Source organism: Mycobacterium sp. DL99 (assembly GCF_004762045.1).
Taxonomy (GTDB): Bacteria; Actinomycetota; Actinomycetes; order Mycobacteriales; family Mycobacteriaceae; genus Mycobacterium.
This window is the reverse complement of record NZ_SJOM01000007.1, coordinates 2,287,021-2,309,861: the sequence shown is the minus strand read 5'-3', so window position 1 is coordinate 2,309,861 and position 22,841 is coordinate 2,287,021. Positions and strand designations below refer to the sequence as shown.

Below are 22,841 nucleotides of genomic sequence, written 5' to 3'. Positions count from 1 at the left end.
GGGACCGGCTGAGTCAACGGGTCGAGATGAATACAACGTGCGTGATGCGCTCTTAGAAATGGTTCGCCTATCACGTACCATTGTCCGGGTGCCTGACCGCCAGCGCCGCAGATATGCACCGCGGCTACCGCGTGAAGAACGGCGCGAGCAACTGCTGGACGCGGCGATGACCGTGCTCCACGACTGCCCCTTGCACGAGCTGAGGATGGAGGCGGTCGCCGAGGCCGGCGGAGTCGGCAAACCTGTCCTCTACACCGCGTTCCGGACGCGCACCGAGCTGGTGACCGCCTTGCTCATCCGCGAACACCAGAACGGGCTGAGCCAGGTACTGAGCGCCCTGCCCAAGAAACTGTCCGTCGCGGGCCCGACGGACGCCTACACCGCGACCGTCACCGGGTTCCTGCGTTGCGTGTTGGAGAACCCGACGCGCTGGCGGCTCATCCTCACCGTGCCCGACAGCACTCCGCGGGACTACCGCGCGGCGGTCCGCAACGCCCGCAACCAGATCCTCACGCAGCTCGAGCAGATGGCGAAAGCCGGCATCGCGGTGGACCCCCGGCTTTCCGCGCTGGACCCCGAGCTGCTCGGCCACACCCTGCTCTCATTCGCCGAGATGCTGGGCCGACTGGCCGTACACGATCCGGACAACTACCCGCGCGAGCGACTGGAGCAATATGCCGCCGCGGCGATGACGATGTTCGCCGGTCCGGTGCGCTGACGGGCGATTACCCGCTCTGGCCGCACGCGGCCAGGACCAGCTCACGAACCCGGGCGGCGTCGGCCGAACCCTTGGTCGCCTTCATCACCGCACCGACGATCGCACCGGCGGCCTGGATCTTGCCGCCGCGGATCTTCTCCGCGACGTCCGGGTTGGCGGCCAGCGCCTCGTCCACAGCGGTCTGGATCACCGAGTCATCACGCACGAGCGCCAACCCGCGGTCGGTCATCACCTGCTCGGGTTCTCCCTCGCCGGCCAGCACGCCCTCGATCACCTGGCGGGCCAGTTTGTTGGACAGCTTCCCTTCGTCGACGAGCTTGACGACGGCGGCCACCTGGGCCGGGGTGATCGGCAGCGCGTCGAGCTCGATCTGGGACTCGTTGGCCTTCTGCACCAGGAAGTTGCCCCACCAGGCGCGGGCGGCCTCGCTGGAGGCGCCGTGTGAGACGGTGGCTGCCACCAGCTCGACCGCACCGGCGTTGACCAGATCGCGCATCACCTCGTCGGAGATGCCCCAGTCCTCCTGAATCCGCTTGCGCGCCAACCACGGCAGCTCAGGGATGGTCTGGCGCAACCGCTCGACCAACTCGGCGCTGGGAGCGACCGGTTCCAGGTCGGGCTCGGGGAAGTAGCGGTAATCCTCCGCGGTCTCCTTGCTGCGCCCCGGCGAGGTGTAGCCGTCCTCGTGGAAATGCCTGGTCTCCTGGGTGATGGTGCCGCCGGAATTGAGAACTGCTGCCTGACGGCGCATTTCGTACCGGACCGCAACCTCGACGCTCTTGAGCGAGTTCACGTTCTTGGTCTCGGTGCGGGTGCCGAACTCGGCGGCGCCGATCGGCTTGAGAGACAGGTTCGAGTCACATCGCATCGATCCCTGGTCCATCCGCACATCCGATACGTCCAAGCCGCGCAGCAGATCCCGCAGGGCAGTGACGTAGGCGCGGGCGATTTCCGGCGCACGCGCCCCGGTCCCCTCGATGGGTCTGCTGACGATCTCGATCAGCGGCACGCCGGCGCGGTTGAAGTCGGCCAACGACGTGGTCGCGCCCGCGATGCGGCCGGTGTCGCTGCCCAGGTGGGTCAGCTTGCCGGTGTCCTCCTCCATGTGCGCACGCTCGATCTCGACGCGGAAGGTGGTGCCGTCATCTAGCGGCACGTCGAGGTATCCGTTGATCGCGATCGGCTCGTCGTATTGCGAGATCTGGTAGTTCTTCGGCTGGTCCGGGTAGAAGTAGTTCTTCCTGGCGAACCGGCCCCACGGTGCGATGTCGCAGTTGAGCGCCAGACCGATGCGGATGGCCGCCTCCACGGCGGACTCGTTGAGCACCGGCAGGGAGCCGGGCAGGCCGAGGCAGACCGGGCAGACCAGCGTGTTGGGCTCGGCACCGAACTGATTGGCGCAGCCGCAGAACATCTTGGTGGCCGTGGACAGCTCGACGTGCACCTCCATGCCCATCACGGGCTCGTAGGCAGCGATGACGTCGTCGTAGTCGACGAGTTCAGCGGTAGCGACAGACATGGTGTCGATCCTAGTTGGGCAGCTTTTCAGGCCAGTCCGGGGTGGACGCCGGGGATCAGACCGGCCGCGGCCGACAGCCGCCGCAGAACGTGTCGCAGCGCGGCACGTTCCTCATCCGACAACGACGCCGTCACCTCGTCCTCGAGTGCACGACCCGTGGCGTCCAGCGCCGGGATCAGCTCGCGCGCCCGCTCGGTCAGCGACACGGCGAATGCCCGCCGGTCGTCGGGGTGCTGCCGGCGTTCGACGAGCCCTTCGGCTTCCAATGTGTCGATCAGCGTGACCATGACGTTGCGGTGCAGACCGAGGCGTTCGTACAGCTCGCGCTGCGACTGCCCGTCGGCCGCGGCCAGCGCCAGCAGGACTGCGGTGGCCCGGGGATGCAGGCCCAGCGGTTCGAGGCGGGCCTTGAACCCCTCGGCCACATACGCGCCGAGTTGGGACAGCAGAAACGGTATGCGCTGGTCGAGCGCGGACACACCGATCGGTTCCTCAGCCACGCTGCGGACACTAGCACTGCCGATGATTGTCATCTACAGTGATTGTCACTGTTAGTGACTATATGGGAGAGTTCACATGCGAATCGTCATCTTCGGCGCCAACGGTGCAACCGGACGTCTGCTCACCCGCCGAGCCCTCGACGCCGGCCACACCGTCGTGGCGGTCACGCGCCACCCCGAACAGTTCCCGCTCACCGACGCCGCACTCACAGTGGCCGAAGCCGACGTACGCGACGCAGCAGCGGTCAGCGCCGTAGTCGAAGGCGCCGACGCGGTGCTGTCCACCCTGGGTGTCACGTTCACCATGGATCCGGTCGACACCTACTCGGTCGGCGTCGGCAACATCGTCACCGCGATGCGCGCCACCAGAGTCGACCGATTGGCCGTCGTGAGCTCCACCGCGATCGCCGACTACCCCGGCCGAACCGATACGCCGCTCGCGCTGCGCGTGGTCCAGCCCGTGATCAGCCGCATCTTCGGCAAGACGCTCTACGCCGACATGCGCAGGATGGAGGACATCGTTACCGGCAGCGGACTGAACTGGACGATCGTGCGGCCGTCCGGGCTGTTCGACCTGCCCGACGTCACCGAATACATCGCCGGCCGGCGCGACCCGGTCGGCGCGTTCACGTCGCGCACCGATCTCGCCGACTACTTGCTGAAGGTGGCTGAATCACCCGAAACCGGTGCGACCGTGACGATTTCGACGACGGTTGACACCCCGTCCATGTGGCAGCTGCTACGCCGCGAAGCGCTCAAGAGCGCGTGATCTCCTGGCCTAGCCGAAGAACTCGGCGGCGTCGTCGTAACGAGACTGCGGTACCAGTTTGAGGTGGCGGGTCGCATCGGCCAGTGATACCCGGCCGATGTCCTGCCCCTGCAACGACACCATCATCCCGAACTCGCCGGCATGCGCGGCGTCGGCGGCGTTCACTCCGAACCGGGTGGCCAGCACCCGGTCATACGCCGTCGGGGTGCCGCCGCGCTGGACGTGCCCCAGCACCGTGACCCGGACGTCCTTCTTGATCCGCTTCTCCACCTCGAGCGCCAATTGCTGTGCCACACCGGTGAATTTCTCGTGTCCGAACTCATCCATGCCGCCCTGGCGCAGCTGCATGGTGCCCTCGGCCGGCTTCGCACCCTCGGCCACCACGCAGATGAAGTGTGACGATCCGTGCTGGAACCGCTTCTTCACCAGGCGGCACACTTCCTCGACGTCGAAGGGTTGCTCGGGGATCAGCGTCATGTGCGCGCCAGAGGCGATCCCGGCGTTCAGCGCGATCCAGCCGGCGTGCCGGCCCATCACCTCGACCAGCATGACGCGCTGGTGCGATTCGGCGGTGCTGTGCAGCCGGTCGATGGCCTCGGTCGCCACCTGCAGGGCCGTGTCGTGGCCGAAAGTCACGTCCGTGCAGTCGATGTCGTTGTCGATGGTCTTGGGTACCCCGACCACCGGGACATTCTCCTCGGACAACCAGTGTGCGGCGGTCAACGTGCCTTCACCGCCGATCGGGATCAACACGTCGATCCCGTTGTCCTCGAGCGTCTGCTTGATCTGGTCCAGGCCCGCCCGCAGCTTGTCCGGGTTGACCCGCGCGGTGCCCAACACGGTGCCGCCCTTGGCCAGCAGCCGGTCATTGCGATCGTCGTTGGCCAGCTGGATGCGGCGATCCTCCAACAGACCTCGCCAGCCGTCGAGGAATCCGACCACCGACGAGCCGTAGCGCTGGTCGCAGGTACGCACCACCGCCCGGATCACCGCGTTCAGGCCAGGACAGTCACCGCCGCCGGTGAGAACTCCGATCCGCATGGGCACCATCTTGCCCCGCGCCGGCCGTTTCAGTAGACCGAGCGGGGAATTACAGCGCGCTGGGCAACGGACCGCGGGCGGCCTCGTAGGCCGCGCCGACGCGGTACAGCCGGTCATCGGCCAGGGCGGGCGCCATGATCTGCAGACCGACCGGCAGGCCGTCGTCGGGCGACAGACCCGACGGCACCGACATACCGCAGTGCCCGGCCAGGTTCAGCGGCAGCGTGCACAGGTCGAACAGGTACATCGCCAGCGGATCGTCGACCTTCTCCCCCAACCGGAACGCCGTCGTCGGCGTCGCCGGGGACACCAGCACATCGACGCTCCGGTAGGCGTGCTCGAGATCGCGGGCGATCAGCGTCCGCACCTTCTGCGCCTGGTTGTAATAGGCGTCGTAGTAGCCCGCCGACAGCGCATAGGTGCCGATCATGATCCGGCGCTTGACCTCCGGCCCGAATCCGGCGGCCCGGGTCAACGCCATGACCTCCTCGGCGCTGTGGGTGCCGTCATCGCCGACGCGCAGCCCGAACCGCATCGCGTCGAAACGTGCCAGGTTGCTGGACACCTCCGACGGCAGGATCAGGTAGTAGGCGTCCATCGCATGATCGAAGTGCGGGCAGTCGACCTCGGTGACCTCAGCGCCGAGCGCAGTCAGCTGGGCGACGGCGGCATTGAACGACTCCAGCACGCCGGGCTGATAGCCCTCACCGCGCAACTGCTTGACCACGCCGACCCGCACGCCCTTGAGATCGCCTGCCGCACCGGCCCGGGCCGCACCGACGACATCGGGCACCGGGGCGTCGACGGAGGTGGAGTCGCGCGGGTCATGACCGGCGATCACCTGGTGCAGCAGCGCGGTGTCGAGCACCGTGCGGGCACAGGGGCCACCCTGGTCCAGTGAGGACGCGCAGGCGATCAACCCATACCGCGAGACCGTGCCGTAGGTCGGCTTGACGCCGACGGTGGCAGTCAGCGCGGCGGGCTGACGGATCGAGCCGCCGGTGTCCGTGCCGATGGCCAGCGGAGCTTGATACGCGGCGAGAGCCGCGGCGCTGCCGCCGCCTGACCCGCCGGGCACCCGCTCGGTGTTCCACGGGTTACGCGTCGGACCGTAGGCCGAATTCTCGGTCGACGATCCCATGGCGAATTCGTCCATGTTCGTCTTGCCGAGGATCGGGATGCCCGCGGCGCGCAGTTTCGCGGTGACGGTCGCGTCGTACGGCGCACGCCATCCTTCGAGGATTTTCGAACCCGCGGTGGTGGGCATGTCGGTGGCGGTGAAGACGTCCTTGAGCGCCAGCGGCACCCCGGCAAGCGGCGAGGGTAGCGTCTCACCGGCGGCCACGGCGGCGTCGATCCGGGCCGCGGTGGCCAGTGCGGAATCGGCCGCCACATGCAGGAAGGCGTTGAAGCGGTCGTCGGTCTCCGCAATCTGGTCGAGGTGGGCCTGAGTCACCTCGGTCGAGGAGACCTCCTTGGCCGCGATCTGGGCACCCAGGGTCGCCGCATCGCGACGGGTCAGCTCACTCATGCTCGTCATTCACCCTCTCCGAGAATCCGCGGCACGGCGAAGCGCCCGTCTTCGGCGCGCGGCGCGGCGGCCAGCGCTTCTTCCTGCGTCAGGCATGGCTCGACAACGTCAGGCCGGCTGACGTTGACGTCCTTGAGTGGGTTGTCCGTCGCTTCCACGCCGGTGACGTCGACGGACTGGATCTGGCTGACGTGGCCGAGGATGGCATCCAGCTGGCCGGCGTAACTGTCCAGTTCGTCGTCGGTCAGCGCCAAGCGCGCCAGACGCGCCAGATGGGCAACCTCGTCTCGGGAGATCTTCGACACGACAATGCAGCCTAGTCAAGCCGCCAAATCGGGCTCCCGTCGGCAGTACAACCGACGATGCGCCGGCATGCCCCGGCACGCGCCCTGTGCAACAGTGATGCGCGTGCCTTCGTATCTGCTGCGGGTCCAGCTAGAGGACCGACCAGGCAGCCTCGGCTCACTCGCCGTGGCTCTGGGCTCGGTCGGTGCCGACATCCTGTCGCTCGACGTCGTCGAGCGCGGAGCCGGCTACGCGATCGACGATCTGGTCGTCGACCTGCCGCAGGGCTCCATGCCGGACACCTTGATCACTGCCGCCGAGAACCTGTCGGGCGTCTTTGTCGACAGCATCCGCCCGCATACCGGGCTGCTGGAGGCACACCGCGAACTTGAATTGATCGACCACGTCGCCGCCGCGCATTCAAAGGCCGGCCGGCTGAAGGTGCTCGCCGAAGAAGCACCCCGGGTCCTGCGCGTCAGCTGGTGTGTCGTGGTCCGGTCCACCGCAACCGGCGTCGAACGCATCGCCGGGAGTCACGGCGCTCCCGAGACGCAGGCCCAGTCGGCTCCATGGTTGCCGTTGCAGCACGCCGCCGCACTCGACGGCACCGAGGATTGGGTGCCGCGGGTGTGGCGCGACATGGACACCACCCTGGCCGCCGCGCCCTTGGGTGACCCGAACACCGCGGTAGTGCTGGGCCGTCCCGGCGGTCCGGGGTTCCGGCCCTCGGAGGTGGCCCGGTTGGGTTATCTGGCCGGGATCGTCGCCACGATCCTGCGCTGAAACGCCCTGCGACTAGCTCTCCTCGGACGTTTCCCCATCAGGTGCCGCTTGCGGGCCGACCGCCAGCAAGGTGCGGAAGCCGTCCTCATCGAGGATGGGGACCCCGAGCTCCACGGCCTTGTCGTACTTGGATCCGGGCGCGTCCCCGGCCACCACGTAGGCGGTCTTCTTGGAGACCGAGCTGGCGGCCTTGCCGCCGCGGCTGATGATGGCCTCCTTGGCCTGGTCACGGGAGAACCCAGGCAGGGACCCGGTCACCACGATCGACAGACCTTCCAGCGTGCGCTCGATGCTGGCGTCGCGTTCGTCGGCCATCCGGACCCCGGCGGCGCGCCACTTGTCGACGATCGCGCGGTGCCAGTCGACCGTGAACCAGTCGATGACCGCGGCGGCGATCGTCGGGCCGACCCCTTCGACCGCGGCCAGCTGTTCCTCGCTGGCCGCGATGATGGCGTCCAGGCTGGCGAATTCGGTGGCCAGCGCCCGCGCCGCGGTGGGACCCACGTGGCGGATCGACAACGCCACCAGCACCCGCCACAGCGGCTGGGCCCTGGCCTTGTCCAGATTGGCCAGCAACCGCTTGCCATTGGCCGACAGCTCCCCGGCCTTGGTGGTGAACAGTTCGGTGCGCAGTAACTGGTCGGCGGTCAAGGTGAACAGATCACCCTCGTCGGCGATCACCCCGGCCTGCAGCAGCGCGGTGGCCGCCTCATAGCCGAGCCCCTCGATGTCGAACGCGCCGCGGCCCGCGACGTGAAACACCCTCTCCCGCAACTGCGCCGGGCAACTACGGGTATTCGGGCAGCGGATGTCGGCGTCGCCCTCCTTGGCCGGCGCCAGCTCGGTGCCACATTCGGGACAGTTGGTCGGCATGACGAACGCATGCTCGGATCCGTCGCGCAGGTCGACCACCGGGCCGAGCACCTCGGGGATCACGTCGCCGGCCTTGCGGATCACCACGGTGTCGCCGATCAGCACCCCCTTGCGCTGAACTTCCGTCGCGTTGTGCAGTGTGGCCAGGCCGACGGTCGAGCCCGCCACCTTGACCGGCTCCATGTAGGCGAACGGCGTGACCCGGCCGGTCCGCCCCACGCTCACCCGGATGTCGAGCAGCTTCGTGGTCGCCTCTTCAGGTGGGTATTTGTAGGCCACCGCCCAGCGGGGCGCGCGTGAGGTCGAGCCGAGCCGACGCTGCAGCGCCACCTCGTCCACCTTGACGACCAGGCCGTCGATCTCATGGTCGACATCGTGGCGGTGCTCACCCCAGTAGGCGATCCGCTCGGCGACCGCGGCGACGCCGGAAACCTTTGCGGTGTGCGCGGATACCGGCAGCCCCCACGCACCCAGCGCCCGGTAGGCGTCATGCAACGACGGCGGGTTGAAACCCTCGGTGTACCCGAGCCCGTGGCAGATCATCCGCAACCGGCGGCGCGCGGTGACCGCTGGGTTCTTCTGACGCAGCGAGCCCGCTGCGCTGTTGCGGGGGTTGGCGAACGGCGGCTTGCCCTCGGCTACCAACCCGGCGTTGAGCTCCTCGAAGTCGGCGACGCGGAAGAACACCTCACCGCGCACCTCCAGCACGTCGGGCACCGGAAACTCGTCGGAGGCCGTCAGTTGCTCAGGGATGTCGGTGATGGTGCGGGCGTTGAGCGTCACGTCCTCACCGCTGCGCCCGTCACCCCGGGTGGCGGCCCGCACCAGGCGGCCGTTGCGGTAGACGAGCGCCAATGCGACGCCGTCGATCTTCAGCTCGCACAGAAAGTGCGCGGCGTCGCCCGTCTCCCCGCTGATCCGGGCCGCCCACGCCGAGAGCTCATCGGAATCGAACACGTTGTCCAGGGACAGCATCCGTTCCAGATGCTCGGCGGGCGCGAATTCGGTGGCGAACCCGGCGCCGCCGACGAGTTGCGTCGGGGAATCCGGGGTCCGCAGCTCGGGGTGCGCCTCCTCGAGCGCCTGCAACTGCCGCAGCAGCACGTCGAAATCGGCGTCGGAGATGACCGGTGCGTCTTTGACGTAGTACCGGAACTGATGGCCCCGCACCTCTTCTGCGAGTTCCTGCCAACGTCGTCGCAGGTCAGCGTCTCCAGTGTCGTTCGAGGTCACCCCCGCAGGTTAGTCGAATGCGCCGACAAGCCGATCAGCCGCTGTAGGAGAAGAATGTCGCCATTCCGCCGTCGAGGTGGTAGTCGTTGTGACAATGGACAATCCATTTGCCGGGATTGTCGGTGTCGAAGTCCACCTCCACGGTCTGTTTGGGCGGCACCAGAACGGTGTCTTTGCGGGCCGCCGGACCGCTGCGCCCGACCACCTGGAACGTGTGGCCGTGCAGGTGCATCGGATGGAACATCATCGATTCACTGAGAAACCGGATGCGGACCCGCTTGTCTTTCGCCAGGACGATGCCGTTGTCGGGCGGGTCGTAGAGCTTCCCGTTGATCGGCCAGGTGTAGCCGGCCATCGGTCCGGCCAGCCGTAGATCCACGGTGATATCCGGATTGCGTTGCGGCAGAAGGACAGCCGCGGTGGGCCTGAGTGTCGCGGTGTTCAGTGGGGCCCGCGCACGCAGCGTCTTGACGAATGCCTCCACGTCGAGCGTTGACGGCAACGTGTCGACCCGCATGCTCAGACGCGCATAACCGTCCTTGCCCTCGGCCGCGGCGATCACCGGAACCGAGGACCCCAGCGTGACGATGGCGTCGGCGCGTTCGCCCATGCCGAGGATCACGGATTCAGTGCGCTGCGGCTGCACCGGATACCCGTCGGCATGGGTGACGTTCAGCTCGGTACCGGGCACCGCGACCCGGAACGCGGTATCGGCGCCCGCGTTGATGATCCGCAGCCGAATACGTTGCCCGGACCGGTAATCGACCGTCTGCGGGTCCTTGATGGTGCGCCCGTTCGCCAGGAAGTACGGATAGGTGACATCACCCCCGTCCGCGCCGAGCGGCGTCGTCGGGCTGAGCATCGGTCCCGCACCGGACATCGGCTTCATGCCCTTGCTCTTGAGATTTTCGGCCACCTGATCCGGATCGGTGCCGGTGCCGTCGATCCAGTCATCGAGCACGACAACGAGTTCGTCGTCGTAGTCCTTGCCGTCCGCAGGGTCCTCCACGATCAGCGGTCCGTACATGCCGCGGTCGAGCTGGGTCCCGACGTGGGAGTGCAGATAGTAGGTGCCCGCGTCGGGGACGGCGAACTCGTAGGTGAAGTTCCCGCCCGGAGCGATCGCCGGCTGGGTCAGCACCGGAACACCGTCCATCGCATTGGGAATCGCCAGGCCGTGCCAGTGCACGCTGGTCTCCTGCGGCAGCTTGTTGGTCACCGGTACGCGCAGCGTCTGGCCTTTTCGCAACCGGATCTCGGTGGCGGGGACCGTGCCGGTGTACGTCCAGGTGCGCACCGCGACGCCACCGAGGTCGACGTCGGATTCGGCCGCGGTGAACGCGACTTCGACGGGTTTGCCAGAAAGGTCGGCCGACGGCGTCCGTGACGTGCAGGCGCCGAGCGCCGCAGCGGCGCCTGCCGCGGACAACACCAGAAATCCGCGCCGATCGATCATCGATTCAGCGTGACACCACAGGATTGCCCAAGGCGCAGAACGGCCGAATCGCCTGCTGGGTTGCGCCCGCAGGCGGGACCGGGCGTCCCATTAATCTAGGTGCATGCCGCACCCGATCATGTTCAGCGACGACGACGTGGGCCTGGCCGAACTCCGCACCGTCGCCCTGGGGTTTCCCGAGGCCTACGAGAAGATCTCGTGGGGCCGGCCGGTGTTCTGTGCGCCGAAGATGTTCGCCATGTACGGCGGCAACGTCAAACCCGAGGGTCGCGGCGAGATGGTGCCGTATCCGCATTCACTGCTGATCAAGGTCGACGAAAGCGACCGCCGGGCACTAGAGCAGGACAACCGCTTCTTTTTCCCGGCCTACATGGGCCCGTTCGGCTGGCTCGGTCTGGACTTCACTGCGGCGAAGGTGGATTGGGGCGAGGTCCGCGAACTCATCGACGCCTCGTTCCGCCTGGTCGCCGCGCGCCGGCTCATCAAACAACTCGACGAGAACTGATCGGAAGCGCCATGAGTTTCGCCAGCCCATTCCCCGACGTCGACCTGCCTGCCGTCAGCGTCTACGACTACCTGTTCGCCGGCATGTCAGCGGCCGATGCCGGCCGGATCGCCATGGTGGACGCCAAGTCCGGTACCGAGACCAGCTACGGCGACCTGGTGAACCGGATCGACGCGTTCGCCGGCGGGCTGGCGGCGCGCGGCATCGGCGTCGGCGACGTGGTGGCACTGCTGTCCCCCAACAGTTCGGGTTTCGCGATCGCGTTCCACGGGATCCTGCGCGCGGGCGCCACCGCCACCACCGTCAACGCGCTGTTCACCGCGCGTGACATCGCCAAGCAGCTCAAGGATTCGAAGGCGCGCCTGTTGGTCACGGTGAGCGCGTTGCTGCCGCAGGCCACCGAGGGCGCGGCCGCCGCGGGTCTGGCCCCCGACCAGGTGGTGGTGCTCGACGGCGACGGCCTCGGTGCGCAGGGCCCGGCACCCGACGTGAGCTTCGATCCGGCCACGCATCTGGCCGCACTCCCCTACAGCTCGGGCACCACGGCGAACCCCAAGGGCGTCATGCTCACCCACGCCAACCTGACCGCCAACGTGGCACAGATCCGCCCGCTGCAGGGCATGACCGCCGATGACCGGCTGCTGGCAGTGCTGCCGTTCTTCCACATCTACGGCATGACGGTGCTGCTCAACGCCGCCCTGCACGCGCGCGCCCAACTCGTCATCATGCCGTCGTTCGACCTCACTGAATTCCTGGACAACATCGCGACCCACCGGTGCACGTTCGTCTACATCGCCCCACCGGTGGCCGTCGCCCTGGCCAAGCACCCACTGGTCGATTCCTATGACCTGTCCTCACTGCGCGCGGTCCTGTCCGGTGCGGCCTCGCTCGATGCCGACCTTGGTCGCGCCGTGGCAGATCGATTGAGCTGCACGGTGTCTCAGGGCTATGGCATGAGCGAGCTGAGCCCGGTCAGCCACATCACCCCGCATGACGGTGGACTGGCGTCGGTCGGCACGATCGCACCGCTGGACTCGTGCGGATGGACCGTTCCCAACGGTGTGAGCAAGCTGGTCGACCCCGACACCGGCAAGGAAATCGAGATCCCGGCAGAGGGTTTGAGCGAGACCGGCGAGCTGTGGTTCAAGGGGCCCAACGTGATGGCCGGCTACCTCGGCAATGAGGCGGCGACCCGGGAGACCATCGACGCCGACGGCTTCCTGCACACCGGGGATCTGGCCCAGGTCGATTCCGACGGCTGCGTCTACGTCGTCGACCGGCTGAAGGAGCTCATCAAGTACAAGGGCTACCAGGTCCCGCCCGCCGAACTGGAGGCTGTGCTGCTGGGCCATCCCGGCATCGCCGATGCCGCGGTGATCGGTGTGCAGGACAAGGAATCCGGCGAGGAAGTGCCGAAAGCCTTTGTGGTCAAACAGCCCTCATCCGAGTTGAGCGCCGATGAAGTGATGGCGTTCGTGGCCGGCCTGGTGGCGCCCTACAAGAAGGTGCGGCAGGTCGAGTTCATCGAGGCGATCCCCAAGTCGTCCGCCGGCAAGATCCTGCGCCGGGAGCTGCGCGACAACTAGTCCTCGACGTAGGCCCGCAGGCGGTCGATCGCGCTGTCCCAGCGCCGCGACAGCGCCGTCAGGTAGTCACTGGCCTGCACCAGAGGTTCGGGCTGGATCCGCCAGATCCGTTCGCGGCCTTTGCGATCACTGGTCACCAGACCCACCGCCTCCAGTAACAGCAAGTGCTTGGTCGCGGCCTGACGTGTCACCGGAATCACCTGCGTCAGTTGCACCGTCGAACACGGACCAGCCTCACAGAGCCGGGTGACGATCCGTAACCGGTTGGGATCGCCGAGCGCGTCGAAAAGTGGTGCGCGCTCGGCGACTGTGGCCGTCACACCGGCTCACCGAGCGCGAGGTACTTGCGCACCAGTTCGGCCTGGATGGCCCACCCCTCGCTGTTGGACTCGAACGCCGCGCTCCGACGGTGGGCCGGGATCGCGTCGAATCCGGACTCGACGATCCGGAGCAGCACCCCGTCCTCAGCCTCGGTCAAGGTGAACTCCACCAACGTGGTCGGTTCGGCCGAGTAGTCGGTGTCGGCATCCACGGCGTAGGGATGCCAGCGGTAGGCCATTCGGTGCGGCGGTTCCAATGCGACGATGTGCCACTTGGCCGCCTCGCCCGCGTACGGCTCCTGGGACACCGCCACGTCCGGATCGACCTCGGTCGGCGTCATCACCCCGTTGACCGATTCCCCGGCGACGAACGGCCCGTCGAACCGGACCCCGAACCAGCGACCGAATTCCTCGGCATCGCTGATGGCCCGCCACACCCGGTCCAGGGACGCCTTGAGCAGAACTTCTTTCTCGATCCGATCAGTACTCATATGCAACCTTTCAGTTGCTTTTCAGCCTAAGTCCATCGCCAATAACGCGCAACCTTTTGGTTGCTTTAACTAGATGGCCTCGGGATCTTCGGCGAACGCGTCGGCGGCCTTCTGCGTGAGTTCCACCGCAGTGCGCGCCCATTGGGAGGTGGCGCCGGCCAGCCCACAGGACGGCGTGATGCCGATGCGGTCACGCAGCACGGCCCGGGCGAACCCGAGTCGATCGGTCAGCGCGACCGCCGCCTTGGCGACCTCTTCGACCGACGGCCTGCCCTCGGGCGCGGTCGAGGGCACCACGCCGAGCAGCACAGTGCGCCCCGAATCGACGAACTCCCCCACACCGTCCAGATCCGCGGGCGTCAGAGTCGAGACGTCGACCGACACAGCGTGAACAGCGCTGCGCAACAACGCCTTCCACGGCATCTCGGGAGCGCAGCAGTGCAATGCGACATCGGAGCCAGCCGCTGCCACACAGGCCTCGATCAGGTTGATCGCCAACGGTTCGTCCACGGGATGCACCGGGGTGAAACTGGTGACCCCGGACAGCCGGCCCGCCAGCGCGGCGGGCAGCGACGGTTCATCGATCTGGACCACCACCGGGGTCTCCAACCGCCGGGCCACCTCGGCACGGTGGATCGCCAGCCCCTCGGCCAGGGAAGCCGAAAGATCCCGCAACGCACCATGATCAGTGATGGCCCGATGTCCGTTGGGTAGTTCCAGCTGGGCGGCCAGCGTGATCGGTCCGGGCGCCTGCACCTTGACGGCGCGCCCGCTGCCCCGCAGCCCCGCGCGCTCCCAGGCTTCTTCCAGCGCATCGATGTCCTCGCCGAGCAGGCTCACCGCCCGCCGCAGCGCAGCACTGCGGCCACCGGCGATGCGGTACCCGCGCGGCACGGTGTCGATGGCGATGTCGACCAACAGGGCCCCGGCCCGACCGATGAGGTCGGCGCCGATTCCCCGCGCAGGCAGTTCCACGAGGTGCGACAGGGTGTGCAGTTCACCGACGACAACTTCTGCGGCAGCCCGCGGCTGGGTGCCCGGCCAGGAACCGATACCGGTTGCCGCTGCGAAGAGACTCATGCGAACGCGCTCATACGCGCGCGATGGTGGCGCTGGCGATGACCTCGTCACCGTCGGTGTCGGGCCGGTACAGCACCATGGTCTGGCCCGGGGCCACCCCGCGCAGCGGTGCCCGCAGGGATACCGCCAGCCGACCGTCGCGCAGCTCGGCCACCGCGTCGGTGATCCCGCCGTGCGCCCGCACCTGAATCTGGCATTCCACCGGCCCCTGCAACGCGGCCCCGCTGGTGAACACGGGCTTGTCGCCGACCAGTTCCCAGATTTCGAGGTCTTCGGCCGGTCCGACGCGCACTGTGCCCGTATCGGCGTCGATCGCCGTGACGTAGCGAGGCCGGCCGTCGGCACCCGGTCCCGCGATACCCAAACCCTTGCGCTGTCCGATGGTGAAACCGTGCACGCCTTCGTGTTCGGCGAGCACCGTGCCCTCGTTGTCGATCACCGAGCCGCGGCGGACCCCGATCCGCGCACCGAGGAACGCCTGGGTGTCTCCGGAGGGAATGAAGCAGATGTCGTGGCTGTCAGGCTTTTTCGCGACGGCCAGGCCACGCTCGGCGGCCTCGGCCCGGATCTGCGACTTGGGCGTGTCACCGATCGGGAAGAGCGCATGTGACAGTTGTTCGGCGGTCAGCACACCCAGGACGTAGGACTGGTCCTTGTCGGCGTCTACCGCGCGGCGCAGCCGGCCGTCGGACAGCCGTGCGTAGTGACCGGTGGCCACCGCGTCGAAACCGAGCGCCAGCGCCCGCGCCGCCAGCGCAGAGAACTTGATCCGCTCATTGCACCGCACACAGGGGTTCGGGGTCTCGCCGCGGGCGTACGACTCGACGAAATCGTCGATCACGTCGTCCTTGAACCGGTCGGCGAAATCCCATACGTAGAACGGGATGTCAAGAATGTCGGCCACCCGGCGGGCATCGCCGGCGTCCTCCTTGGAGCAGCAACCCCGGGATCCCGTGCGCAGCGTCCCCGGCGCCGAGGACAGCGCCATGTGCACTCCGACGACATCGTGGCCGGCATCGACCATCCGTGCGGCGGCCACCGAGGAATCCACGCCGCCGCTCATCGCGACAAGGACTCTCATGAGAACGTCCTCCCCGCGCTGGCCAGCGCTGCCTGCCGGGCCCGCTCGACCGCCGCGGGCAGCACCTGCAGCACAGCGTCGACGTCGGCGTCGGTGCTGGTGTGCCCCAACGAGAATCGCAGTGATCCCCGCGCGGTGGCCGGGTCGGCGCCCATGGCGATCAGGACGTGCGACGGCTGCGCCACGCCGGCGGTGCACGCCGAGCCGGTGGAACATTCGATGCCCTTGGCGTCGAGCAGCATCAGAAGCGAATCGCCTTCGCAGCCACGGAATGTGAAATGGGTGTTGGCCGGAAGCCGGTCGGCTCCACGCGGCCCGTTGACGTAGGTGTCCTCGATCGTGGACAGCACACCTTCGATCAGCCGGTCCCGCAGCGCCTGCACCCTGGCACTGTGTTCGGCGAGCCCGCCGATGGCCACCTCCGCGGCCGCGGCCATCGCCACGGTGCCGGCCACGTCGGGTGTCCCGGACCGGACGTCGCGCTCCTGCCCGCCGCCGTGCAGCAGGGGCACACACGCGGTGTCCCGACGCAGGACCAGCGCGCCGATTCCCATCGGACCGCCGAACTTGTGCGCGGCGACGCTCATCGCCGCCAGCCCGGTGGCGGTGAAATCGACCGGGATCTGTCCGACGGCCTGGATGGCGTCGCTGTGCATCGGGACCTCGAACTCGGCCGCGATGGCGGCCAGCTCGGCGATCGGCATGATCGTGCCGACCTCGTTGTTGGCCCACATGATGCTGATCAGGGCCACGTCAGCGGGTCCGTCGCCCGCCTCCAGCGCCGAGCGCAGCGACTCGGGTGCGACGGCGCCCTCGGCGTCGACCGGCAGCCAGGTCACCTCGGCACCCTCGTGGTCGACCAGCCACTGCACGGCGTCCAGAACGGCGTGATGCTCGACGGCGGTGGTGATGATCCGGCGCCGCGCCGGCTCGGCATCGCGGCGGGCCCAGTAGATGCCCTTCACGGCGAGGTTGTCGCTCTCGGTGCCACCGGCGGTGAAGATCACTTCCGAGGGGCGACAGCCCAGCAGGCGGGCCAGCGTCTCGCGGGCCTCCTCCATCCGGCGACGCGCCATCCGGCCGGAACCGTGCAGCGACGACGCGTTGCCGACGGTGGCCAATGCAGAGGTCATCGCCTCGATGGCAGTGGCGTGCATCGGGGTGGTGGCGGCGTGATCGAGATAGACCGGCCGGCCTGAGGTGGAGGTCAGGATGGAGGCCATAACCCTCCTAGGATAGCCGCTGGCAGGCGACCGTCCCTCCAGCCGCCTCAGGCCACCAGGACGTGCGCGGGTGCGCCGGGGAGCTCCTGGTGGCCGCGCACCACCGCCTCGCAGCGGCCCGCCAGTGCCCGCCGGTCGTCTCCCGGCAGCTGCAGCGACCCCACATGGACATGGCACACCGTGCGACGTGCGGTGATGACCCGCCGCACCGATCGCAACAGGGTGTCCTCCCCCACAAAGGCCGGAATCGTCGACGGCCGGCCGTCGCGGTGGCGGTAGACCAGCCGCAGCGGCTGCACCGGCCGGGCCGCGTCGATCGCGGCCTGGAACATCGCCGGCCGGAACGGCCCGTAGGCCAGGCCGCACCAGGTGGTGCCCTCCGGGAAGGCCACCACCGTGTGCCCCGCGCGCAGGCGCTCGGCCACGGTGTGTACCACCGCGGGCAGCCGGCGCAGGCTGCCCCGGTCGATCGGGATCACCTTCATCACCCGGGCCAGCCGGCCCACCGCCGGCCACTCGACCAGATCGGCACGGGCCACGAACGAGCCGGGCAGCACCGCACCGACCGTGAAGATATCCAGCCAAGACACGTGGCCGCTGACCACGAGCACGCCCTTCAGGTTACGAATAGGTCCGCCCGACAAGGCGATTCGTACCCCCAAGCAGCGCAGCATCAACCGGCAGTAGAAGCGCTGCACGTGTGAGCGGCCCGGCATCGGCACCGCCAGCAGCGGCACCCCGGGCGCCAGAAGAACGGCCATGACCACCCGCACCGTGGTGCGGGTCCAGACCACGATCCGACGGCCGGCATCGGCGCCGCCGGCATGCACGCAACTGCCGTCGCACGAGGCCTTGGGCAGCCAGGAATGTTCACTCGTGGCGGTGCTCATGACGCGCCCCCGGCCGTCCCGTCGGCCATGTCGGCTGCGGCCGAGACGGAGCGCAGGCGTTTGAGGTAGCGGACATCGGCGCGGCGTTTGTCCAGCAGAGCCGGGAAGTCCCCGACCCCGAAGTCTGGGTCGTGGGCGGGTTCCCCGCACACCTGGGCGCCCAGGCGCAGGTAGCCCCGCATCAGCGGAGGCACCGTGGTCCGCGACGGCGGGTCGATTTCGTCGAGCCCTCTGCCGTCCAGGACGACCGGCCGGTACGGGTACACCGTGTGTTCGGCGGGCGCGGCGTGGCGACGCCGCACGAAGTCACGTACCCCGCGGATCTGGGTTCCAGGTGGGCCGTCGGCGTTCCCGGCGACCGGCACCGAAACGCAGCCCGTCACGTAGTCGTACCCGGAGCGGTCGAGGTAGGCCAGGATGCCCGCCCACATGAGCAGGACGACGGCGCCGTTGCGGTGGTCGGTCCGCACCACCGCACGGCCCATTTCGACCAGGGACGGCCGTAGTGCGTCGAGACCGCGGACATCGAATTCGGTGGCGGTGTAGAGCCCGCCCGCGGCGATGGCGCCGGGTGGGGGCAGCATCCGGTAGCAGCCCACCAACTCGCCGGTGCGGTCCTCACGTACCAGCAGGTGGTCGCAGTGCTCGTCGAATCGATCGGCGTCCCGTCCATCGGCAGCCCCGGTGAGGGCGAATCCGGGTTCGGAGGTGAACACGTCGTGACGGAGCCGCTGGGCGGCTTCGATGAGCTCGGGATCGGCGGACAACAACAGGGTGTAGCGCGGCGCATCGGGCGCGGCGCTGTCGGCGTGGTCAGCGGCGATGAGTACAGATGCAGTGCTCATAACCAGCACGGTCGCCCAGCCGGGTCTCCATACGGCATCGCCTGTGTGACATGTCTGTGAGCGCCAGGTGACTTTTTGGGCTGCCGGTCAGTCCTGCAGGAACACCACGTTCTCGCCGATCGGGTTGCGCGGTGTGTCCAGGTGATTCGCCGCAAATTGGGGGTCGGCATAGCCGATCGACAGCCCACTCAGGATCGTCAGATCGTCGGGAACGTCCAGTTGTTCGCGCAGTACGTCCGGATAGAACGAGATGGACACCTGCACGCAACTGCCGAGTCCCCGTTCGTTCAACGCCAACAGCAGGGTCTGCAGGAACATCCCGACCCCCATCGCGTCGACGTTGGTGAAATCCCGGTGCATACAGACCACCCCGGCGACGGGCGCGTGGAAGAACTCCCAGTTGCGCTTCTGGGCCGCCCAGCGTCCCTCGGCGTCGTCGCGGGCGATCCCCATTGCCCCGTAGACCAGGGCGCCGCTCTCGCGGCGCAGGTAAGCGAACCGCGGCGGAAGGCCCGCGGAGCCGACCGCCGGCGGTGCCGCCTCGACCGCGGCGAGCAGCGCGTCCACCAATCGGATGCGCCGCTCGCCGGTCGCGAAGAAGACGTGCCAGGGTTGCGTGTTCGAGTTCGACGGCGCCCGCACGGCCAACGCGAGCGCCTCGTCCAGGAGCTCACGCGGAACAGGCTTGTCCGGCAGAAACATTCGCGACGAACGACGCGACCGGACGACGTCTCCGAACTCGGCCATCAGCGAACTCGCCGGTCCTTGCGGGCCTCGAGCTCCTCGTCTTCGACGATGACGAGCATGGGTTCACCTGGCACACACAGCATGTTGACGAGGAACTTCAGCGGAATGTCGTCACGGTTGTTGGCATCCGAGTAGTGGATGACGTCACCGCCGGGCTCCCAGAAGGCCTCCCCCGCCTTCACCACCCGCGGCGCCTCGCCCTCCAGCTCGAAAAGCATCTCGCCCTCCAGCACATAGCCGAAGGCGGGTCCGGCCGGATGCCGGTGTGGCGGCGCCCCTGGGGATCCCGCGGGCCACTCGATGATCGTCGTCATCACCTCGGCATTCGGCGGGATGAACGGCGGTGTCGCGGTGGCGATCACAGTCATCGCATCGTGGAGGGCTTTTTCCTGCTCCGCTGTGACAGGCATGTCAGTGAGCCCCGGTCCATGCGACCCAACGAGTTTCACCGAGGATCCCGTCGTCGCCGGTCACCAGGCTGTCGTCGTCGACGGCGGTGCCGAAATACGTTGCCTGCGGATCGATCACGACCGGCTTGTCGTCGCCCTGCTTGGCCAGCACGGCGCGTGCCATGTCGGCGAACGAGATCTTGTCGGGCCCGCCGATGTTGACGATGCCTCCCAGCGGCGCGCCCTGGGCGACCTTGGCCACCTCGGCGGCGACGTCGTCGACGGAGATCAGCTGGATCCGGGCATCGGGGACGCGTACCTCGCCGCCCACCACCAGCGTCCCGGTGATGGCCTCGGCGAATTCCTGGAACTGCGTGGCCCGCACGATCGTGTACGGCAGCCCGGACTCGGTGATGACCTTCTCCTGGGCCACCTTGGCCCGCATATAGCCGCTGTCCGGCAGGCCGTCGGTGCCCACGATCGACAGCGCGACGTAGTGCCCGACACCGGTCTCCTTCGCGGCGGCCGTCAGGTTGCGTGCGGACGTGGTGAAGAAGTCCATCACGGCGCCGTCTTCGAACGAGGGCGAGTTGACCACGTCGACCAGCACCTCAGCGCCGTTGAGCGCGTCCGCCAGGCCCTCGCCGGTCAGGACGTTGGCACCCGACGACAGGGAGGCGGCCACCACGTCGTGCCCGGCTTCGGTGAGCAACCGCACGACCCGCGAACCGATCTGGCCACTGGCACCTATGACTGTGATTTTCATTGTGCGAATCCCTTTCTCGACGTGCTGGCAGAACCAACACTGGCACCGCAGGCCGAGATCCAAACCCTGGAAAGTCCGTAGTCGAGACGGCAGACCGTGCCGCCGCCCTGTCACGCGAGAGTGGCTCTCGGGCTCGAGCGCCACTTCAAGCGTGACACCCGGTGCGCGTTGTGTGCGCCCGTTTGCCCCACACAGCACAAAACCCCGGCGCACCAGGTGCACCGGGGTTCTGCGTTGACGCGTTGGGGATCTATCCCTTGCGGGCCTTGACCGCCTCGGTCAGCTGCGGGCTGACCTTGAACAGGTCACCGACGATGCCGAGGTCGGCGATCTCGAAGATCGGAGCTTCCTCGTCCTTGTTCACCGCGATGATCGTCTTCGACGTCTGCATGCCGGCGCGGTGCTGGATCGCGCCGGAGATACCGAGGGCGATGTACAGCTGCGGCGACACGGTCTTACCGGTCTGGCCGACCTGGAACTGGCCCGGGTAGTAGCCCGAGTCGACCGCGGCGCGGGAGGCACCGACGGCGCCGCCCAGCGAGTCGGCCAGCTCCTCGACGACCGAGAAGCTCTCGGCGCTGCCGACACCACGGCCACCGGCGACCACGACGCTGGCCTCGGTGAGCTCGGGGCGGTCACCGGCAACGGCGGGCTCGCGCTTGGTGATCTTGGTCGCGTTCTCGGCCTGGGCCGGGACCTCGACGTTGACGACCTCGCCGGCACCGTCGGCCGGGGCGGCCTCGATGGCACCCGGACGGACCGTGATCACCGGGGTGTCACTGGTGACCTGGGCCTCGACGGTGAAGGCACCACCGAAGATGGAGTGGACGCCCACTGCACCCTCGCGGACCTCGACCACGTCGACCAGCAGGCCCGAGCCGATACGCGCAGCCAGGCGGGCGGCGATTTCCTTGCCGTCAGCGGTGGCGGCGACGATCACGCCGGCAGGGGCGGCCGTCTCGGCCAGTCCGGCCAGCACGTCGACGACGGGGGTGACCAGGTAGCTCTCCGCGTCGTCGGACTCGGCGACGTAGATCTTGGCCGCGCCGGCGGCCTTCAGGCCGTCGACCAGCGGGGCGGCGGTGCCCGGCTTGCCCACCACAACAGCGGCAGGCTCGCCCAGCACGCGGGCGGCGGTAATGAGCTCGGCGCTGACCTTCTTCAATGCGCCTTCGGAGTGCTCAACGAGCACAAGTACTTCAGCCATGAGTTCTCGTTACGTCTTTCGGAAGTGGGTGGGCTAGATCAGCTTTTGGGCAACCAGGTACTCGGCGATCTTCGTGCCGCCGTCACCTTCGTCGGTCACCTTCTCGCCGGCGGTCTTCGGCGGCTTCGGGGTCGAAGACAGCACCTTGGAACCGGCATTGGCAACACCGACCTCATCGGCTTCCACGCCGATCTCGGCGAGGGTGAGCACGGTGACTTCCTTCTTCTTGGCGGCCATGATGCCCTTGAAGGAGGGGAAGCGGGGCTCGTTGATCTTCTCGTTGACGCTGACCACAGCCGGCAGCGAGGCCTCGAGGCTGAACACGCCCTCGTCGGTCTCACGCTCGGCGGTGACCTTGCCGCCCTCGACGGTCAGCTTGCGCACGTGGGTGAGCTGCGGCAGGCCCAGGTACTCGGCGATCACGGCCGGGACTGCGCCGCCCACACCGTCGGTGGCCTCGTTACCGGCGATGACCAGCTCGGTGCCCTCGATGGTGCCCAGCGCGCGGGCCAGTGCCCACCCGGTCTGGATCACGTCGGAGCCGTGCAGGCCGTCGTCCTTGAGGTGTACAGCCTTGTCGGCACCCATGGACAGCGCCTTGCGGATCGCCTCGGTGGCGCGCTCCGGGCCGGCGGTCAGCACGGTGACCGTGCTGTCTCCGCCCTCACGCTCCTTGATCAACAGCGCCTCTTCCACGGCGCGCTCGTTGATCTCGTCGAGCACGGCGTCGGCAGCCTCGCGGTCGAGGGTGAAATCGCCGTCGGACAGCTTGCGCTCCGACCAAGTGTCTGGGACCTGTTTGATCAGGACCACGATGTTCGTCATGACTCTGGTTCGTCCTCCTCGATGAGACCGGTGGCCCGGGCTCATATCACGTTCTAGGCAACTAGCACCATGTTACCGGTCGGTAACTTTTGATGGTTCGCAGGAACACCATAGCTGGTCGGAGTTTGTATTCCGGCCTCCCCTACCACACCTCTGAGGTAAGGGAACCGTTCGCGGA

Annotated in this window: 24 protein-coding genes; 5 read left to right on the top strand and 19 right to left on the bottom strand. The window is 67.9% G+C overall.

Annotation, left to right across the window (positions count from 1 at the left end; translation table 11 throughout):
* Nucleotides 1-58 precede the first annotated feature (58 nt).
* Complete coding sequence (locus EYZ64_RS11615; protein ID WP_167857789.1) at nt 59-718, top strand: TetR/AcrR family transcriptional regulator; 660 nt, start codon at nt 59-61, stop codon at nt 716-718.
* Nucleotides 719-725: 7 nt separating this feature from the next.
* Here EYZ64_RS11615 and gatB read toward each other — a convergent pair whose 3' ends face one another.
* Nucleotides 726-2,237: an Asp-tRNA(Asn)/Glu-tRNA(Gln) amidotransferase subunit GatB gene (gene gatB / locus EYZ64_RS11610; RefSeq protein ID WP_135453564.1), complete on the bottom strand. Its 1,512-nt coding sequence runs from the start codon at nt 2,235-2,237 to the stop codon at nt 726-728.
* Nucleotides 2,238-2,263: 26 nt separating this feature from the next.
* The gene (locus tag EYZ64_RS11605; RefSeq protein ID WP_286174795.1) at nt 2,264-2,737 is read right to left on the bottom strand and encodes a MarR family winged helix-turn-helix transcriptional regulator; all 474 of its coding nucleotides are present in this window, start codon (nt 2,735-2,737) and stop codon (nt 2,264-2,266) included.
* 76 nt (nt 2,738-2,813) lie between these two features.
* On the opposite strand from EYZ64_RS11605, the gene EYZ64_RS11600 reads away from it, so the two are divergent.
* Nucleotides 2,814-3,506, top strand: coding sequence for an NAD(P)-dependent oxidoreductase (locus EYZ64_RS11600; protein ID WP_135453562.1), 693 nt, complete (start codon nt 2,814-2,816; stop codon nt 3,504-3,506).
* A gap of 9 nt (nt 3,507-3,515) precedes the next feature.
* On the opposite strand, the gene EYZ64_RS11595 is transcribed toward EYZ64_RS11600, so the two are convergent.
* The 3 genes from EYZ64_RS11595 to gatC are packed head-to-tail and all read right to left on the bottom strand — an operon-like array spanning nt 3,516 to nt 6,383.
* On the bottom strand, nt 3,516-4,547 hold the full coding sequence (locus tag EYZ64_RS11595) for an ATP-dependent 6-phosphofructokinase (RefSeq protein ID WP_135453561.1): 1,032 nt from the start codon (nt 4,545-4,547) through the stop codon (nt 3,516-3,518).
* 49 nt (nt 4,548-4,596) lie between these two features.
* Nucleotides 4,597-6,078, bottom strand: a complete 1,482-nt coding sequence (gene gatA / locus EYZ64_RS11590) for an Asp-tRNA(Asn)/Glu-tRNA(Gln) amidotransferase subunit GatA (protein WP_135453560.1) — start codon at nt 6,076-6,078, stop codon at nt 4,597-4,599.
* 5 nt (nt 6,079-6,083) lie between these two features.
* Nucleotides 6,084-6,383 carry an Asp-tRNA(Asn)/Glu-tRNA(Gln) amidotransferase subunit GatC gene (gatC, locus tag EYZ64_RS11585; RefSeq protein WP_044517434.1) on the bottom strand — a complete coding sequence of 100 codons (300 nt, stop codon included), beginning with the start codon at nt 6,381-6,383 and terminating at the stop codon, nt 6,084-6,086.
* A 103-nt stretch (nt 6,384-6,486) separates the two neighbouring features.
* On the opposite strand from gatC, the gene EYZ64_RS11580 reads away from it, so the two are divergent.
* Nucleotides 6,487-7,146, top strand: coding sequence for an ACT domain-containing protein (locus tag EYZ64_RS11580; RefSeq protein WP_135453559.1), 660 nt, complete (start codon nt 6,487-6,489; stop codon nt 7,144-7,146).
* 12 nt (nt 7,147-7,158) lie between these two features.
* On the opposite strand, the gene ligA is transcribed toward EYZ64_RS11580, so the two are convergent.
* Together ligA and EYZ64_RS11570 are read right to left on the bottom strand one after the other, a co-directional pair.
* Nucleotides 7,159-9,252 carry an NAD-dependent DNA ligase LigA gene (ligA, locus tag EYZ64_RS11575; RefSeq protein WP_135453558.1) on the bottom strand — a complete coding sequence of 698 codons (2,094 nt, stop codon included), beginning with the start codon at nt 9,250-9,252 and terminating at the stop codon, nt 7,159-7,161.
* A 34-nt stretch (nt 9,253-9,286) separates the two neighbouring features.
* Nucleotides 9,287-10,708, bottom strand: a complete 1,422-nt coding sequence (locus EYZ64_RS11570) for a multicopper oxidase family protein (RefSeq protein WP_135453557.1) — start codon at nt 10,706-10,708, stop codon at nt 9,287-9,289.
* A 103-nt stretch (nt 10,709-10,811) separates the two neighbouring features.
* Here EYZ64_RS11570 and EYZ64_RS11565 point away from each other — a divergent pair, with 103 nt between their 5' ends.
* Together EYZ64_RS11565 and EYZ64_RS11560 are read left to right on the top strand one after the other, a co-directional pair.
* The gene (locus tag EYZ64_RS11565; RefSeq protein WP_135453556.1) at nt 10,812-11,213 is read left to right on the top strand and encodes an MmcQ/YjbR family DNA-binding protein; all 402 of its coding nucleotides are present in this window, start codon (nt 10,812-10,814) and stop codon (nt 11,211-11,213) included.
* Nucleotides 11,214-11,224: 11 nt separating this feature from the next.
* Entirely contained in the window at nt 11,225-12,799 is a 1,575-nt protein-coding gene (locus tag EYZ64_RS11560) for a 4-coumarate--CoA ligase family protein (RefSeq protein WP_135453555.1), read from the top strand.
* Here the strand turns inward: EYZ64_RS11560 and EYZ64_RS11555 are convergent.
* From EYZ64_RS11555 to EYZ64_RS11500, 12 genes are all read right to left on the bottom strand, one after another.
* Complete coding sequence (locus EYZ64_RS11555) at nt 12,796-13,119, bottom strand: ArsR/SmtB family transcription factor (RefSeq protein WP_135453554.1); 324 nt, start codon at nt 13,117-13,119, stop codon at nt 12,796-12,798. The genes EYZ64_RS11560 and EYZ64_RS11555 overlap by 4 nt on opposite strands.
* A complete protein-coding gene (locus tag EYZ64_RS11550; RefSeq protein WP_135453553.1) occupies nt 13,116-13,610 on the bottom strand; it encodes an SRPBCC family protein in 495 nt (164 codons plus the stop codon). The genes EYZ64_RS11555 and EYZ64_RS11550 overlap by 4 nt, the downstream gene beginning before the upstream one ends.
* A 69-nt stretch (nt 13,611-13,679) precedes the next feature.
* Nucleotides 13,680-14,690, bottom strand: coding sequence for a uroporphyrinogen decarboxylase/cobalamine-independent methonine synthase family protein (locus EYZ64_RS11545; RefSeq protein WP_135453552.1), 1,011 nt, complete (start codon nt 14,688-14,690; stop codon nt 13,680-13,682).
* A 10-nt stretch (nt 14,691-14,700) separates the two neighbouring features.
* Nucleotides 14,701-15,771 (bottom strand): tRNA 2-thiouridine(34) synthase MnmA, encoded by a 1,071-nt coding sequence (mnmA, locus tag EYZ64_RS11540; RefSeq protein WP_135453551.1) that lies wholly within the window; start codon nt 15,769-15,771, stop codon nt 14,701-14,703.
* On the bottom strand, nt 15,768-16,994 hold the full coding sequence (locus EYZ64_RS11535; RefSeq protein WP_167857788.1) for a cysteine desulfurase family protein: 1,227 nt from the start codon (nt 16,992-16,994) through the stop codon (nt 15,768-15,770). Before EYZ64_RS11535 ends, mnmA begins: the two co-directional genes overlap by 4 nt.
* A gap of 47 nt (nt 16,995-17,041) precedes the next feature.
* Nucleotides 17,042-17,884 carry a lysophospholipid acyltransferase family protein gene (locus tag EYZ64_RS11530; RefSeq protein WP_135453550.1) on the bottom strand — a complete coding sequence of 281 codons (843 nt, stop codon included), beginning with the start codon at nt 17,882-17,884 and terminating at the stop codon, nt 17,042-17,044.
* A complete protein-coding gene (locus EYZ64_RS11525; RefSeq protein ID WP_135453549.1) occupies nt 17,881-18,729 on the bottom strand; it encodes a GNAT family N-acetyltransferase in 849 nt (282 codons plus the stop codon). Before EYZ64_RS11525 ends, EYZ64_RS11530 begins: the two co-directional genes overlap by 4 nt.
* An 87-nt stretch (nt 18,730-18,816) precedes the next feature.
* Complete coding sequence (locus EYZ64_RS11520; protein WP_135453548.1) at nt 18,817-19,476, bottom strand: nitroreductase; 660 nt, start codon at nt 19,474-19,476, stop codon at nt 18,817-18,819.
* Nucleotides 19,476-19,886 carry a cupin domain-containing protein gene (locus EYZ64_RS11515; RefSeq protein WP_044517420.1) on the bottom strand — a complete coding sequence of 137 codons (411 nt, stop codon included), beginning with the start codon at nt 19,884-19,886 and terminating at the stop codon, nt 19,476-19,478. The genes EYZ64_RS11520 and EYZ64_RS11515 overlap by 1 nt, the downstream gene beginning before the upstream one ends.
* Nucleotide 19,887: 1 nt before the next feature.
* A complete protein-coding gene (locus EYZ64_RS11510; RefSeq protein ID WP_135453547.1) occupies nt 19,888-20,631 on the bottom strand; it encodes an SDR family oxidoreductase in 744 nt (247 codons plus the stop codon).
* 250 nt (nt 20,632-20,881) lie between these two features.
* Nucleotides 20,882-21,838 (bottom strand): electron transfer flavoprotein subunit alpha/FixB family protein, encoded by a 957-nt coding sequence (locus EYZ64_RS11505; RefSeq protein WP_135453546.1) that lies wholly within the window; start codon nt 21,836-21,838, stop codon nt 20,882-20,884.
* Between the two features lie 33 nt (nt 21,839-21,871).
* Entirely contained in the window at nt 21,872-22,663 is a 792-nt protein-coding gene (locus tag EYZ64_RS11500) for an electron transfer flavoprotein subunit beta/FixA family protein (protein ID WP_044517415.1), read from the bottom strand.
* Nucleotides 22,664-22,841: the final 178 nt, after the last annotated feature.